We start from the raw sequence: 16,178 nt of genomic DNA, 5'->3' as shown, positions 1-16,178 counted from the left end.
AAAATTGTATTAGCATGGATATCAAGAAAATGGAACGAAATAAAGGAGATCAACCTCACATTGGCCTAAAGGGTGTGATATGGGATAAAGAAAAAGGATTGATCCAATATTCCTTGCTGAATGGGATTTCGTACACCATAATATCTGCTCATAAACAATAATGAAAAATGTGTAGTAAAATATATACAAGTGGTAAAGCCAAGCAGGCAAGTTACACATGCAGATGACTTTTGGACGCATGAGCGAGCCACTTACCAAGGTTCAAAAGGTGGACTCCACAAAGACAGCACAGTCTTACGACTTCATGTATAAGTACGAAGATAGCAATCACCCCACCGCTCCCACGCAGATAGGGCATGAGCATTACACATACGATGTCAACGGTAATCCAACGCTGGTAACAAATGACTCTACGAATACTACCCGTGAGATGTACTGGGATGAAGACAACCGCTTGATGGTACTCTCTGATAATGGCAAGACGAGTCGTTACACTTATAATGCTGCTGAAAAAATATGGAAGAATTTGTCTGGTAATGATGAACATCATGATTTAATAAGAAGATCTCCGAAATTACCAGGGTCTAAGTTGTTCTATAAAACGGTTTCAGAGTTAATCGGACAAAACAAAAAAATTAAAATCCATTTTCAATGATGCTTCTAAATATTACAAAAAACATTATTAAAATCGGTATGATACTTACAAGTATCAGCATATTGGGTTGTTGTAAATCGAAAAGTCAGCATATTTTGTTGCCGATAGACAATGTTATATATTTTATGCTTGATGTTAATAATGACACAACAACAATTATCGAAAAAAAAGGACTATACTCTAGAGAAGTCTTAAAGTATTATCGCGATCACGACAATGTTTTCACATCTGATTACGGCGGAGATAAAGAACTGCTCATGTCTGTAACTCAGTTATCTGATTCAATATATACAGGATGGAGATTTAGACGGCATAGGATTCTGATACAAAAAGAAAGTTTAAACTTGTATTCAACTTCAATATTCGACATAGATATAAAGCAGGTTCCCGTAATAACGATTTTCTATGATAAAGCTTATAATGTCAAAGCTATTCGGAATTGGTTGGTTTACACGACCTATAAGCCATAATACTCCCTGAAACAGAGAACTCTGCAATATTCTAATAAAACTTTAGATACATGGATTGGTTAGCCATAGCAAGCCATGAAGTTGGTCACATTAAACATATCATACAAAGTAATAAGTTGGCAGATCAACTCTATTTAACTTTATTGAAAGCAAGAGAAAATTCAAATGGGAGTGCTATCGTTCCGAGTAAAGATGAATATCGCCTCCAGTATTATGTAGGAATGTTTGCAGATTCATATATTAAGGCCGGTTCTCATGATGGCTCTACTTTAGAACATGAAGCGGAAAGAGGACGTGCTATCTTTTATGACTTCAGTAAATTCTTAAGTAAAAATAAAAAGTATGGATCTGGTTTTTTAAGAAATCTTTTCCATTCAAAAAGATCAGACTCATATAAAATAGGAATAATTGATAAAATATGGAAAGAATATGTTGAGTCTCGTAAAGCAAATGATAAGAAATAACACATCGTTTTATATATTCCTAATAGGTGCTTTATTGATGCTAAGCTGTACTCATTCTAATAGATTTAGGTATGACTTTATTTCCCAAAAATTAATACCAGAAGGTACCTTCAAGCGCATTAGGATAATAAGTATAGATGGGAAAGACGACATTATAAAGAATAAATGCTATGATTCTTTGTATATCTATGTAAGGGGGTTAAGGCCTAATATGATATATGTTATTTCGAATAATGGAGGAGACAGGAAAGGTTACACATCATGTTTTGAGACTAATTCAGAAGGGAAAATATATAAGGAATTGGATGTAAGCATTATTCCCGATTCCTTAAAGGAATGGGCAATATACTAATAAAGTTACAGAGTATGCACGACTTTTACAAAAAACGGTCATTGCTTATTATGAATTAAAAAAATATTCGTGTGGTTTCTGGAATGCAAGATTACATTCAAGGAGGATTTGCTTCTGACGGCGTCAGCTATACCGAGGCCGCGATGAGGGGCATTGACGGTGACGGACATCCAGATATTATTGTTGCTGACGGAGGAAAGCAGCTTATTGTCTACCGTAACCTTACGGGCAGAACGAACATGCTGCGCTCCGTGACGCTTCCTTTCGGCGGCCATATCAGTATCGGGTATGAGCAGACAACTCCACAATTTAAAAGTTTATATAAAAAATTAGAAAGAAACAATGCAGAATATCAGTTACACTAAAATATTAATAATAAGCTTTATAGTTGTAATCTTGTTTGGTTGTTCGAAAACAAAAAGTAATCAGGTTGATGCATGGCTCTTCGAAGTCATTGATAATTATCCTCTCCCAACATTCAATAATAGTTTTTTTGCTGAAAATTATCCTCGGGTAATACAATTTAAATACATGATTAAGAATAATACATCTGACACTTTATTTGTACCGATTAATGTGGTTAATGGTTATAATACATTTCATTCTAGAATTAAGATGGGGATAGGTACTCATTATTTTAATAATCTTCTAGATCAAAAACTTACTATGGGTAAGAACGATGTAATTTTAGCTCCAAATGGGCAGACAAGTGTAACGATAACTTTATACTCTCAAGACATAGAAAGCCTCCATCTAAAGAAAATTGTTTCTTTGGAAAATATTTTAAGAAAGGTATCTTTCCGCTATTTTTATAGTAATTCAGACGTATCTCATTATTCCCCCATTGAGCTAATTTTTCATAATTCAAATGAAACGGACTGGATAGATATAAAAGATATTAAAGAAGAGAGGGAGAAGCAATGGAATGTACATTATGATTCTCTTCGGAATATACTATTAGTCAATTATATTCCTATGACTAAAATTCGAGAGGTTGAAGGGGCAACTTTTTGGTAGTTACAACGACACAGCCAAGGGTAATAACTTTGCTTATAAGTATGAGGACAGTAACCATCCGACGGCTCCAACGCAGATTGGTCACGATCATTACACATACGATGCCAACGGTAATCCAACGCTGGTAACGAACGATTCGACGAATACTACCCGTGAGATGTATTGGGATGAAGACAACCGCTTGATGGTACTCTCTGATAATGGCAAGACGAGTCGTTACACTTACAATGCTGCTGGTGAACGCATCATGAAGAGTTACGGTACAATGGAGGGCGTATATATCAATGGCGCTCCGCAGGGAATCTCCTTCCAAATCTTTAGCGAAGCAAGATAAAAAGCATGTGGGGGTTTCAAATTATAATCAAGTAAAAAAAGAATTGATAAATAAATACCCATCTATAAAAAAGTGTTTAACAGTGAGCAAAAGAAATATGAAAAAGTTTTTGGAAATTAATAGTTTTGCTTTAATAATGATAGTAGCAGCAGCTTTATTGATGCTGCTATCATCATGTCATGGAAATAGGAAACGATTATCTTCTAATGAAGAATCATCTTTCTTAATAACATATTCCAAAAAAGAAATAGTAATAGAATCAACTAAAAGTAATGGTGTCGTAGATCATTTCTTTTATAAAAATGGAGAATACTTTGCTTCTTCTGATTCTATTTTGTTTTTTTCAACACTTAAAGATACTATATTAAATGTAACAAGTTATGAAACAAAATACAAAATAATAATAAAGAAAGAAAGAGATGGAGTATATAAGACATCTAGTTATTATGTGAATGATAAGGGGAGTCTATATTTCATGATTTCATATAGTTATGATTCTAAATATCAAATTTTTCAAATAGAAAAAGGTAGCAATGTGATGTATCAATAATGTGATTAAACTTATGGTGGAATTAATCACCACTGGAATAAGAACCAGAAGAAAAAATGATGGTATAGGAAAGTAATTATACTTACTCTTCGAATAATTCGTCAATTCTACTTCGCTCTGAATCATGCCTTCTTGAGCAAGTTTCTTTAATCCCTCAAATCCGCAACCTTATAGGATGTAGTGGGACTATGCCAGAAGAGCATCAAATTGCTCCATAATCGAAAATATTCCTCCAAAAGGGGTGAGTTTCTCGGATTTTATTTGTACTTTTGCCATGTCATTCAGAGTTTTATTTGTTTTTAAAAGCAACACTAAAATAAGTGAAATTTCTGACATGGCAAAATCCTGAGCAACCTATTGTTGCTCAGGTGCTTATAAAAAACATTAAATTATAGTGTTGCAGAAATAAGGATGACTTTAATAGGCGAAGCAACTGCTTACGATAAGAAGCAACAACTCGAAGTCAAGCGACCTAAGAGTTGGCTAAAAAGTGTTTCTGCCTTTGCCAATGGTGAGGGCGGAACATTGGTATTTGGTATCAGTGACGATGACCAAGTGGTAGGACTTGCTGATGCTGAAGGTGATGCAGAGAGAATAAGTGAGGAGATAAAAACAAAACTTGACCCTATACCTGCTGTCAACCTCGAATTTAAGGAAGTGGATGGCAAGAAGCTTGTGCTACTTCATGTCCATAAAGGACAAGAGACACCATATTATTATATAGGTGACAAGCAACGATTGGCATTTGTAAGGGTTGGCAATGAATCTGTGGTAGCCGACAGGCTTCAATTGAAAAGCCTTGTTATGAGAGGTGCTGACCGTTCATTCGATGCTATTCCATCACCATACAAGTTTGAGGATATGTCTTTCTCCAAGCTCAAATCTGTTCATTTTAAGCGATTGAACCAATCGTTTGATGATAGAGATTTCGTTTCATGGGGAATAGTAGACAATGACGGAAAACTAACCAATGCTGGGGCTTTGTTGGCAGATGATTCCCCTATACGCCATTCTCGTATTTTCTGCACACGATGGAATGGACTTGACATGACGAGTGGTTTGGGGGAGGCTTTGGATGATGCCGAATTGGAAGGTAGTGTCATCAGTCAATTGCAAGATGCTGTTGCTTTTGTGAGAAACAACTCTCACAGAAGATGGTGGAAAGAAGCTGAATATCGAGAAGAACTGCCAGATTATCCAGAGCGTGCCGTAACCGAAGTGATATGTAATGCCATCATTCATCGTGATTACATGGAGCTTGGCAGTGAAATACATATAGACATGTATGACGATCGCATGGAAGTGTATTCCCCTGGTGGCATGTTTGATGGACGATTGATACAACAACTTAATCCACTGACTGTACCATCGAAACGTCGCAACCCTTTACTTGCAGACTTTTTCCATCGCTTGAAACTCATGGAACGTAGAGGCAGTGGTATGAAAAAGATAATTGATGAATATAAGCGTTTTGAGACATTAGAGAACTATCATGCGCCAGAGTTCAGTTCCAATGCGACGGAATTTCATGTTACTCTATGGAATCTCAATTATGGGGTGGATGTCGTAAAAGACAACCCTCATGTCATAAAAGAAGCAAATAATGTCGTAAAAGACGTCGTAAAAGAAACAGATGATGTCGTAAAAGGAAAAGCAAATGTCACAAAAGAATTTGCAAAAGCTCAACGACAAATTTATAAGTTAATTTCTCAGATGCCACAAATCAGTGCTGCGCAAATGTCAGAGAATATGGGAGTTTCCTTACGACAAGTACAGCGATACCTCAAGCAGCTTTCTGACCAAAAACTAATTGTAAGAGAGGGAGGTCGCAAAAATGGTGTTTGGAAAATCTTGGATGACGAATATGAAGGATTCTTCAAAAGAATATAAGCGATAGAGGCAGGTGGTTATATCCATTAGTATGGGTTAGCCACTTGCCTTTTATATATGCCTCGAAGTCCTCATCATAGAGGCTTAGGTGATGGCGCACGATGTTCTCGATGATGACTGTAAGTTGATAATTATTAAAATCTAATATGTCTTTTCCCATTTATTATTTCGCATCCGGATATATCGCTATTTTAATGACTCCATCCTTTCTGTTTTCAAAGATATCGTAGGCTTCTTCGATTTTTGAAAGAGGGAAATGGTGGGTGATGAGAGGAGTGGTGTCTATCCTGCCCTGAGATATCAGATGCAGGATTTCCTCGCAATCACAACCATCTACACCGCCAGTCTTGAAGATGAGATTTTTGCCATACATATCTGGGAGAGGTAAGAGCTGAGGTTTATCGTACATCGCCACAATGGTAACTATCGCATTAGGACGGGCACATTGCCATGCCAACTGGAAAGTATCAGGACCGCCTGCTACCTCCATCACCACATCCGCACCACCGTGCAAACTCTGTTCCTTGACAAAAGCCTCGCAATCCTCTGGTTCTACCACCAAAACCTGCGGATAATGCTCCCTGATAAAAGCTCTTCTGGCTTCAGACTTCTCGCAAACGATGATTTTCTGCGGATTCTTCAACAACGTGCAAAGCAAACAGCACACTCCCGTAGGTCCTGCTCCGATAATCAAAACTGTATCTTCTTCCTTGATTTCAGAAATCCTTGTTGCCCAGAAACCTGTGGCAAGGATATCACCAACAAAGAGTGCCTGCTCATCACTTACATTGTCAGGAATCCTGTTTAAGCCCGTGGTGGCATAAGGAACCCTTACATATTCGGTCTGCCCGCCATCGATACGACAGCCCAAAGCCCAACCGCCATGAGGAGAAGTACAATTGTTCACATATCCATGTTGGCAGTAGAAGCATTCACCGCAGTATGTTTCCACATTCACAGTTACTCTATCGCCCGGTTTCACATGAGTTACTTTCTCCCCTACTTCATCTACGACACCCACCATTTCATGTCCCACAGTAATTCCGGGAACGGCACGAGGAACAGAACCATGCTTGATATGCAGATCGCTGGTACAGATACTGCTCATGGTTACTCTCACGATGGCATCGTGTTCATCTATCAGGATAGGTTTCTCCTTTTCGGTGAAGCCAAATACACCTTGTTTAATATAAGTAAATGCTTTCATTATGATGATAAGTTGAAAATTGTCAAAAAATGATAGTTTATCACACCTAAAAAGAAAGTTTCGTTCCAAGTACGGAGCGAAACTTTCTCTTATTTATGAATACTTTTACTTACAAGATAAGAAACTTATTCTATATCTTATCTTTTGTAATAATCATAGAGGAATGCATCAAGGAATGCACCACGCATATTGGTCTTGTAGAAATTACCATTCTTGTCCAGAATCAGACAAGCAGGAATACCATTGATGCCATACTCTCCCATCACCATACCACCGAAACCTTCTGGGTTGCGCAACTGGGTCCAGTTCATACCTTCCTTCGCCATTGCCTTCTTCCAGTCTTCATCTCTTTCATCTACGGAAATGCTGATGATATTGAAATCCTTGTACTTCTCATGTACCTCCTTGAGATGAGGAATCTCCTGACGGCAAGGATGACACCAGGATGCCCAAAACTCCAACATGGTATATTCGCCCTTCTTGATAAGGGAAGACAATTTCACCTGCTTGCCCTGAGGAGTGAGAAGCGTACCATCGATGAAGCGGTTGCCTACGGCTGTATGCTTCGCCATTTCAGACTGTGCCTGCAGCATTGGATACTGAGGTGAATTGCTCCAATCATTCTTCAACCAACCCATCATCTCATCGATTTCCGCTGAGGTATAAGGAGTTGGAAGGGCTGAAAAACTCTCATTGAGCAAATCGAAAGCTACCAATGAACTGGTATGATCCTGGATAAACTTGCTGGTTTGCTGGCGCATATCGTCCATCAGCTGGATAGCCTCCTTTGCTAAGGCCACTCTCTGTGCCAGAACCTTACAGTTGTTGATACTGTCGTTCAGGCTATGCAGTTTATCCTGGATAGGAGTCATCAGGTCGAGATAAGCCTGATAGGTATCCTGTGTCGCAGAACCCTTGATGACAGGTGTAATCATGCTCATGTCCTTCTCAGTAGGGAAACCAGTAAGATCTACATCATAAGTCATTGGCTTGTTTTCGATATAGATACGACTGGCGAAAATCTTCTGATAGTCAGGTTCTGCCACGCCCGGTTCATTCATATCGATGACCATCTGGTATTGTTCAGGCTGATTCACATCCCCCTTGAGCACAAACTCGCCGTTCTTGATAGTAGCACTGTCCAGGTTGCTCACCTTATCGATATCATATTTCTGCAGCATAACGGTGCAGCCTTCCACGTTACCCTTCACCGTACCTTTCAGTACAAAATTCTGGGCATTAGTCACCATTGCCAGCATTAAGCCAGCAATGGTCATCATTGAATTTCTCAATTTCATCATGTTCTTTTGATAATGTTCAAATATTATTCTAAAATTAGTTGTTTACATATTCCGGATTCTGCTCCAACAGATTGTTGGCACCCATAGATGCCTTTGGAATTGGGAGCAGGTTTCTTCTGAATGTTGGCAACTCAGCTTTCTCGTCTTCAGTCCAGCCTTCGAAACCGCCCTTACGTTTGTAACGGCAGAGGTCAAACCATTCCTCGAAATTCTCATTACTGATGTCCACCAACTTATGCTTGAGGATTTCGCCCAGCAGATCGCCGTCGGCAATGGCGTTCACATCGTCCTCCGTATATCCAGCACGTTCGATGACTGTAGTCAAGAGCGTACGAGCCTTAGCATACTGACCCTGACGAGCCTCTGCTTCGGCAGCGATATAATAAACTTCGGCAAGGCGCATGAAGTAATAAGAGTCAGCATAGAACATTTCAGGAGTCAACTTGTTATATTTTCCAATACCGTTCATGGCATCTCCCTTATAGGCCCATGTATATAGCTTATCGTATGAAGCTACATCTTCATCACCTGGGAAGAATGGGAAATCACTGCCATCACCACCAGGGATGACTACGCCTCCATCGCCGCCTGGAATTACTACTCCACCATCGCCACCAGGAATAACAACACCACCATCGCCAGAAGCACTACCATCTGAAGAACCATCAGGATCTGGAACAACAACGTCCCCACCATCTCCCGGGTTTGGAATAACAATATCTCCACCTGTTTCATCATCTGGAACTAAATCATCTGCCACCTTCTTGAGCAATGAACCTGGAGAAAACATATACCAGTTTGAGTCCATCAACTCACTTGGATTGGCGGTATAAGGAGCAAAGAGCATCTCCTGAGAATTAAACTGTTCGTCGAAGATCTTGGGATAATCACTTTCCAAAGCATAACCAGCTGCTTCTGCCTCACCAATCACTTCCTCTGCCAGTCTTGCAGCTTCAGCATAATTATCCTGAGCCATATACATTTTCGCTTTCAAAGCCTTGGCGAAAACGGAACTCATGTGATAATGATCTGCAGGCTGCTGTTCACAGTGAGCAATGGCATAGTCGAGATCGTCAGATATCAACTTGTAAGTTTCAGCCACAGTAGAACGCTTGCGTGGTTGGTTATCTCTTACCAGTTCGTCCTGGAAAATGCAGACACCGTATGGTGAATCCTGCTTCCAATATTCTCCGAAGCACTTCAGGAGAGTAAGGTAAGCCAAGGCACGCTGGCAACGAGCCTCTGCAATCATCTCTGTACGTTTCTCCTCGCTCAGTCCTGGTATATTCTTATTGATATGTACCAGGAAGGTATTGGCCGTATTAATCACATTGTAGTAGGCGGTATAAGCCAACTCCACATTACTGTTATTGGTTTCGATGTTCTCGTCAGCATACTCATCCGCCCCCATCACCATCGCCTGAGTCTGGGTATGAGCCATAGACGACATTCCATAGCGCAGGTAAGATACACCCGTGCTGCGCCATGAGGCATAGACACCATTGAGCGCCGTCTGTGCAGTTGAGACATCAGTGATATAATTGTCATCAGTAACCACATGTTCTGGTTCGATGCCGTCGAGGCTACCTATCAGGTCACACGATGTAAGAGTCAGTGCTGTGGCTGAAAGGAGCGTAAGAAATTGAAATCTTATATGTTTCATAATCTACAGTCTTTGTATGAGTTAGAATTGTAATTTCAGACCGATGGAGAAAGAACGGCTCATTGGATAAACGTCCTTATTCTCTGTAGTCTTTAAGAAGGCATTTGTTGCCGACATGTCTGGATCCAAACCTGGCCAGTTGGTAATGGTAAACAGGTTGGTGGCTGTGAAGAACACAGATGCTCCGCTGATGTGCAGGCGCTCCAGAAGAGATGGCTCGAAATTATAGGAGAGCGTGATATTTCTCAGACGGAAATATGAGTTGGAATATACATAGCGGTCGTTGGTATTTGTATTGTCCATGTTTGCAGGCAACCATACCAGCTGAGCATACTTGGCATCCGTGCGATCCGGTGTCCAGGTATTGCCGTACATTTCTCTCAGAATACTCTGACCCAGACTACCGGCTGCAGATTCCTGCATAGTACTGTAGTATGCATGACCTCCAAACTGATACTGGAAGAGCATTGACAGGGTGAGGTTCTTATAAGATAAGGTATGAGACCAACCTCCGAACACCTTTGGCTCCGGATTGGCGATAGCCGTACGGTCTGCCTCGGTAATATACCCGTTGCCATCTGTATCCACAAACATATAGTCGCCTACGTGAGCACCATTCTGATAGAAATCATATCCGTTTGCCTGTGCCTGAGAATTCAGTTCATCAATCTGTTTCTGACTCTGGAAAATACCAGCCACCTTGTAACCCTTCACGGTTCCCATCGCATGACCTTCCATGTAGAGATCCTGGTGAATCATGTCGAGTGTAGAACCATTGAGCTTGGTTATCTTATTCTTGTTGGATGAGATACTGAGCATCGTATTGTAGGTGAAATCCTTGGTGCGAACCACATCTCCACCGATAGAGAACTCAAAACCATTATTGGTCAAGTCGAGGATATTGCTGTAGAATGTACCGATACCAAACTCCAAGGCGATAGGAGCTGGAGCCAAGGCGCCATCTGTCTTACGATGATAGATATCAAAGCTACCGTTCAGTCTGCCATTGAAGAACGAGAAGTCAACACCGGCATTGTACTCAGTAGTCATCTCCCACTTGATATCCTTGTTAGGATAAGTAGTGGCTAAGGTAACGGCACTCTGTCCACCATAGATATTGGAGTTGAAATACTGGATGTAAGAGAAGTCGGATACATTGGTAGAACCGGTCTTACCCCAGCTCAGACGGAGTTTCAGATCATCCACATCCTGTACTGATGCCATGAAAGGCTCCTGATTGACGCGCCATGCCAAAGAGAGTGCAGGGAAAGTACCACGCTTGTTGCCAGGACCAAACTTGGATGACTCATCGGAACGGAGACTGAAGTCGAGCAGATAACGTGAAAGATAATCATAGCTCAAACGGCCATAGAGGGAATTGAGTCCACTCTTGGAATAAGTCTCCATAGGCTTGTTGACGGTAGTTGCAGAACTGGCATTGTTGAGCACATCGTCATTAGGGAATCCGCTGTAAGCCTGGTCGTGTTCCTTGCTCCAGTATCTGTCAGCACTATAACCAGCCATCACGTCGAAGCGATGGTCGTCAGTAATCTTGAATTTATAGTCAGCACGGAAGTTGATAGACGTATTCGTGTTGCGATAGTTAGCCTCTGCGAGCGTAGAAGTTGGTTCTGTCTCATACTGTTCCGGCAAGGAAACTTTCGGAGAGAAATAGCTATTGCTGAAGATGAAACGGGATATGTTGGCATCAGCATGGAGGGTAAGACCTTCAATAGGCTTGATGTCAATATAGGCATTTCCGGAGAACTGGTCGTTCTCATACTGGGTCTTTCTCTGGAGTTTGCCCACCGGACTTGCATCCATATAGCTATCTGCATATTCGCCAAACTTATCTACTCGATTCAGGTTACCGTCTGCATCGCGTACGGTCAGGTCTGGGCGAGTCTTCCATGAGTCGTTGTCATAACCCAATGCAGGATCGTTGCTGCCGCTCTTGCGAGAAGAGTAAGTATAGTCGAGCACACCACCCACGGTGATATACTTATTGATTTCAGAATCCAAAGAGAGTCTGGCTCCATATCTTTCCATACGGTCGTTGATGAGCAGACCTTCCTGGTTCATGCCGTTGAAGGAGAATGAATAGTTGGTCCTGTTGCTGCCACCTCTGATGGCTACATTATACTGGTGGGTAGGCGCATTCTTGTTGATCACCTCCTTAGCCCAGTTGGTATTCGTCGTACCAAAGAGACTCTCATTGAGTCCATTATATGTATAGACACCCGTCTCGGCATTATATCCGATGTTACCAAATTGGCTCAGATAGTCGGCTACACCATACATATCCACCATCGAACTGCCGTTGTTCATGCCGTTTACCGTATTGCGCAGGATTTCGTCCTGTACATTCTTGTATTCAGCCGTGTTCAGCGGTTCATAATTCTTAATAGGATTGCTGAAAGAGAAGGTGTAGCCGAAGCTTACCTTGGTCTTTTCATTGCGCTTACCATTTTTCGTCTTGACGATGACCACACCGTTGGCACCACGAGAGCCGTAGATGGCTGTGGCAGCAGCATCTTTCAGCACATCGATGCTTTCGATGTCGTTAGGAGAAATATTAATGAGCGGATTGATACCAGTATCCTCCATGAAGGTAGGCACACCGTCAATCACGAAAAGAGGCTGGTTGTTGTTGCCCTTACCCGATTTTGGATAAGGAGAAGTGATACCACGGATATTCAACTTGAGAGTAGAACCCGGTTCACCATTGGCAGTAGTAGCCAATACACCCTTCACGGTACCTTGAAGAAGTCCGTCGATAGTAGGAATCGTAGCAGCCAACTTGCTGATCTGTTCCTGGTTAACGGTAGAGATGGCACTGGTCACATCCTTGCGACTCTTGCTGCCATAACCAATTACGACGAGGTCGTCGAGAGCCACATGATCCAGTTCAAGCATCATGTTCTGTTCTTTCACACCCATGAATTCGATAGATTTCGTCTTGAAACCGATGCTCGAATACACGATTTTAGGATGAGACATGGAAGGGAATTCCAGGATATAATTGCCGTCAGCATCCGTGATGACGCCATAACTGGTGCCTTCAATCTTGACGGTAACTCCTACCAGAGGATTTCCTTCGGAATCAATAACACGTCCTTTCACAAAAGTGTGACCTTTCTCTTGAACTTTTACAATACTCATCTCTTCGCCCATGCTTGCAGGAGGGGTAGCATGGACTGCTCCCACTGAAGCTGCTGCCATCAGGAGCAACAGGCTTTTTTCCTTCTTCATAATAACTATGTGTTAGTTGAACTTCATATTGATGTTGCAAATTTAATAAAAAACATTGATATACCTAACAATTTGCTAAAAAATTAACGAAAATCTGCATAAATATTTAAATTTCGGGGAAAATAGGCAGGAATAGCAGCTAAAAAGACAAAAAATAGCCGGTTCTTATACACTTTAAAGAACCGGCTTATATTTATTCTCATTTGATTTTCTTCATCGGATGACGCTGAGTTAACGGAACATCTTTAGTTTCCATCTGGCTTGGTAACATCCAGGTCTGTGGATGGATACCAGAGGAACTTATTGAAGTCATCAGGCTGGGCTGGATTGAAATCCTGCCAGTCTGGACGGAGATATTTCAGGAATGGCAGATGGAGCTGCTTCATTCCCATCACCACCATCTTGGCCACCTCATAGGCTCCGTATGGATTGAAGTGGGTATTATCCTCTAATGCCTTCGGCTGATTAGGATAAGTGTTGGCTGGATAGTGAACCAGCGATTTCTTACTGTTCTCATAACCCAAAGTCTCGAAGAATGTACGGGTCATATCATGAAGTTCGATGACAGGCACACCCTCTCTTTTTGCCACAGCTCTCATGGCATCAGGATAGTCGCCATGCGTTTCCTGTATTTTGCTGCGGGTAGCTTTGTCAAAGAAACGGCGCTGGGTAGGGGTCACAAAGATGATGTTTCCACCCTTAGCGCGTACCTTATCTATATACAGCTTCAGATTGTAGGAGAAATTATACCAGGCTCCACTTCCTGGAGTCTTCTCTTTCTGGTCGTTGTGTCCGAACTCACAAATCACATAGTCGCCCTTTTTCATCATGGCCAATACTTTCTCCAGACGGTTGGAAGCTAAGAAGGAACCGGCTGTCAATCCGCTCTCTGCATGATTGGAAATAGCTACTTCCGGACCAAACCAGCGTGGAATCATCTGCCCCCAACTGGCGTATGGTTCATGAGCCTGATCCACTACGGTTGAGTTACCACAGAGGAAGATGGTTGTGGCAGTCGTGTCACGCTCTATCTTCACCTGTTTTACGGCAGGAGCAGCACCATAGAAGTCAAGAGTCAGCTTGTCATCCCAGTCAGGTGTGCCCTTCTCACGAGGTTTGATACGTACGTTCATCTTATCAGAAATCTTAGGTGAACGCTTGTTGACGATAAACTGGATGGTCTGGAATTTACCCTTCTTGGTAGAGATTTCATCCACCATGAGTCTTCTGGCTTCAGCACGCACCACCGTCTTGGCTGCCTTTTTCTTGGAGCCGAGGACAACCGTCACCTTGTAGTTGCCATCAGGCACTTCCACAGCGTAACTTTTAGGATTTTGCTTACTCAGATCTACGTCGAAAGTCTGGGCTTTCACATTTGCGGACATCGCCAGCATCATCATGCCAGCGAGTAGCCATTTCGTTTGTTTCTTCATTATATGTTTTAGTTATTTGTTAATTTGGCTACAAAAGTACAATATCTTTTTCAAAAACATTAGTTTTTCCGCTCATTTTTTGCATATTGTTCAGATATTACTTCGCCATATTGTAGGACTCGTCTTGACGATGCGGGAGAAGACACGGGAGAAATAGGAAGCAGAAGAGAAACCGACATGATAAGCTACTTCTTCCAATGTGGCACCGGGATGAGCCAACATATAGACCTGTGCCTCCTTGATGCGCAAGGTGGTAACCCAGGTACTGAAGTTGACGGCATGTTTCCCATTGATATAACGGGAAAGATAAACCTTATTGGTGCCCATTTCGGAAGCCAGACTGTCGATGGTCAACTGGGATGAGAGATACTTCTTATCATCCACCCACTGTTGCAATCGTGCTCCAAAGAGATTCTCATAATTCTCCAACTTGGAAGTTTCCTGTTTCTGGCTGGAATAGTTTTCTATTTCATCATTCACCACTGAAGCTAAATTGAGCGTGCCATAATATGGGCGGTAATTGATAAAAGAGATGACGATATAGAGATTGACACTGACGATATACACCTGGTAGGCATAATTGAAATAGATTCCGAAGAAGAGAGTGAGATAGGCAAAGACACCCAAGAGGCACAGGAAAAAGAGGCTTTTCTTCGTCCAGAACATGAAGCGCTGCATATTATCATCGGAGAAGTAATTATCCAACTGTTCCCTTTTCTTCCTATAGATAAACTGGAAATGGAACATGTATCTTACCACGATACTACAGAAAATCAGGGTGGAAATGATATACAGATAATTGGCATAAGGCACCAAAGGCTCCCATAGGCTAATCCAGGAAATGGAAACCGTCAATATCCAACACCCGAAATCCTTCAGCATCCTCTTTTTATTGATATATTGCGAATCCAGCAACGAGGCAAACGAATAAGCAAAGCATATACATGTCAGGAAAAACAGGCTGATGTCCATACAGGCAATGATGGAATTGAGCGCCTCCCAATCTTGCGAGGAAAAGATTTCCAACCAAAGATACAGGTTGATGAACATAACAAAAAATGCTGATGCCAAGAAATATTTTGCCTTACGATAAGGGGCATAGTCTGCAGTATCCGGTACACTCAGGAACACCAGGATAATGCCTATCACCAGATAACTGGCATCGACACACTGAATCAGTTCTGCGAAATATTTTTCCAGTAACTCCATAATAAACAGCTTTTATTAAATCCATAAATTATCATCACTTACTTTTAGCAAACTTTGATTCACATAGCAATCTGATTGCCATACGAACAGAGAGTATATATTAGACGTACATAATCTACTAAAAGTCCTTAGATCTTGATTATTTTGAAGATCGTCATTAGGTTTCTATCACTTTTTGTTGAATCTATATGATGTTTATAGGCATAGTTTTTCAACTACCCTGTTTGCAAAAGTACAAAAAAATAAGTTATCTCCCTCAAATCCGCAACCTATAGGGTTTAGTGGGATTTTGCTTGCAAAGCGACAAAATTCATTTTATTGTACATATTTCTTGCACAACAGAAATGTCGCAGACACAAAATCCCCTTACCCCATAAAGCG

The 16,178-nt window shown here is 41.4% G+C and carries 12 protein-coding genes and 3 pseudogenes; 8 read left to right on the top strand and 7 right to left on the bottom strand.

Going from position 1 to position 16,178, the window contains the following annotated elements; translation table 11 throughout:
* Positions 1-179: 179 nt before the first annotated feature.
* The 8 genes and pseudogenes from EXN75_RS15595 to EXN75_RS15565 form a co-directional block, all read left to right on the top strand.
* Positions 180-526: pseudogene (locus tag EXN75_RS15595) on the top strand (hypothetical protein); the annotation flags it as partial.
* 649 nt (positions 527-1,175) lie between these two features.
* Positions 1,176-1,589 carry a hypothetical protein gene (locus tag EXN75_RS15590; RefSeq protein ID WP_187349104.1) on the top strand — a complete coding sequence of 138 codons (414 nt, stop codon included), beginning with the start codon at positions 1,176-1,178 and terminating at the stop codon, positions 1,587-1,589.
* Positions 1,576-1,941: a hypothetical protein gene (locus EXN75_RS15585; RefSeq protein WP_134844515.1), complete on the top strand. Its 366-nt coding sequence runs from the start codon at positions 1,576-1,578 to the stop codon at positions 1,939-1,941. Before EXN75_RS15590 ends, EXN75_RS15585 begins: the two co-directional genes overlap by 14 nt.
* Before the next feature lie 113 nt (positions 1,942-2,054).
* A pseudogene (locus EXN75_RS15580) lies at positions 2,055-2,252 on the top strand (hypothetical protein); the annotation flags it as partial.
* A 31-nt stretch (positions 2,253-2,283) separates the two neighbouring features.
* Positions 2,284-2,958, top strand: a complete 675-nt coding sequence (locus EXN75_RS18700; protein ID WP_408005973.1) for a hypothetical protein — start codon at positions 2,284-2,286, stop codon at positions 2,956-2,958.
* 10 nt (positions 2,959-2,968) lie between these two features.
* Positions 2,969-3,268 (top strand): annotated as a pseudogene (locus EXN75_RS15575) (hypothetical protein); the annotation flags it as partial.
* 121 nt (positions 3,269-3,389) lie between these two features.
* Complete coding sequence (locus EXN75_RS15570; protein ID WP_134844513.1) at positions 3,390-3,842, top strand: hypothetical protein; 453 nt, start codon at positions 3,390-3,392, stop codon at positions 3,840-3,842.
* A 411-nt stretch (positions 3,843-4,253) separates the two neighbouring features.
* On the top strand, positions 4,254-5,732 hold the full coding sequence (locus EXN75_RS15565; protein ID WP_134844512.1) for an ATP-binding protein: 1,479 nt from the start codon (positions 4,254-4,256) through the stop codon (positions 5,730-5,732).
* Here the strand turns inward: EXN75_RS15565 and EXN75_RS17870 are convergent.
* The 7 genes from EXN75_RS17870 to EXN75_RS15535 form a co-directional block, all read right to left on the bottom strand.
* Positions 5,719-5,892 (bottom strand): DUF3408 domain-containing protein, encoded by a 174-nt coding sequence (locus tag EXN75_RS17870; RefSeq protein ID WP_167639555.1) that lies wholly within the window; start codon positions 5,890-5,892, stop codon positions 5,719-5,721. The genes EXN75_RS15565 and EXN75_RS17870 overlap by 14 nt on opposite strands.
* Positions 5,893-5,895: 3 nt before the next feature.
* Positions 5,896-6,939, bottom strand: a complete 1,044-nt coding sequence (locus tag EXN75_RS15560; protein ID WP_134844511.1) for an alcohol dehydrogenase — start codon at positions 6,937-6,939, stop codon at positions 5,896-5,898.
* Between the two features lie 137 nt (positions 6,940-7,076).
* Positions 7,077-8,240 carry a TlpA disulfide reductase family protein gene (locus EXN75_RS15555; protein ID WP_134844510.1) on the bottom strand — a complete coding sequence of 388 codons (1,164 nt, stop codon included), beginning with the start codon at positions 8,238-8,240 and terminating at the stop codon, positions 7,077-7,079.
* A 34-nt stretch (positions 8,241-8,274) separates the two neighbouring features.
* Positions 8,275-9,903, bottom strand: a complete 1,629-nt coding sequence (locus EXN75_RS15550; RefSeq protein ID WP_134844509.1) for a RagB/SusD family nutrient uptake outer membrane protein — start codon at positions 9,901-9,903, stop codon at positions 8,275-8,277.
* A 21-nt stretch (positions 9,904-9,924) separates the two neighbouring features.
* Positions 9,925-13,155 (bottom strand): SusC/RagA family TonB-linked outer membrane protein, encoded by a 3,231-nt coding sequence (locus EXN75_RS15545; protein ID WP_134844508.1) that lies wholly within the window; start codon positions 13,153-13,155, stop codon positions 9,925-9,927.
* 245 nt (positions 13,156-13,400) lie between these two features.
* Positions 13,401-14,540: a rhamnogalacturonan acetylesterase gene (locus tag EXN75_RS15540; RefSeq protein ID WP_134844517.1), complete on the bottom strand. Its 1,140-nt coding sequence runs from the start codon at positions 14,538-14,540 to the stop codon at positions 13,401-13,403.
* Between the two features lie 138 nt (positions 14,541-14,678).
* The gene (locus EXN75_RS15535; RefSeq protein WP_134844507.1) at positions 14,679-15,797 is read right to left on the bottom strand and encodes a helix-turn-helix domain-containing protein; all 1,119 of its coding nucleotides are present in this window, start codon (positions 15,795-15,797) and stop codon (positions 14,679-14,681) included.
* Between the last annotated feature and the right edge of the window lie 381 nt (positions 15,798-16,178).

Origin of the sequence: Segatella hominis (assembly GCF_004535825.1) — a bacterium.
Lineage (GTDB): Bacteria > Bacteroidota > Bacteroidia > Bacteroidales > Bacteroidaceae > Prevotella > Prevotella hominis.
This window is presented reverse-complemented; position numbering and strand designations above follow the sequence as displayed.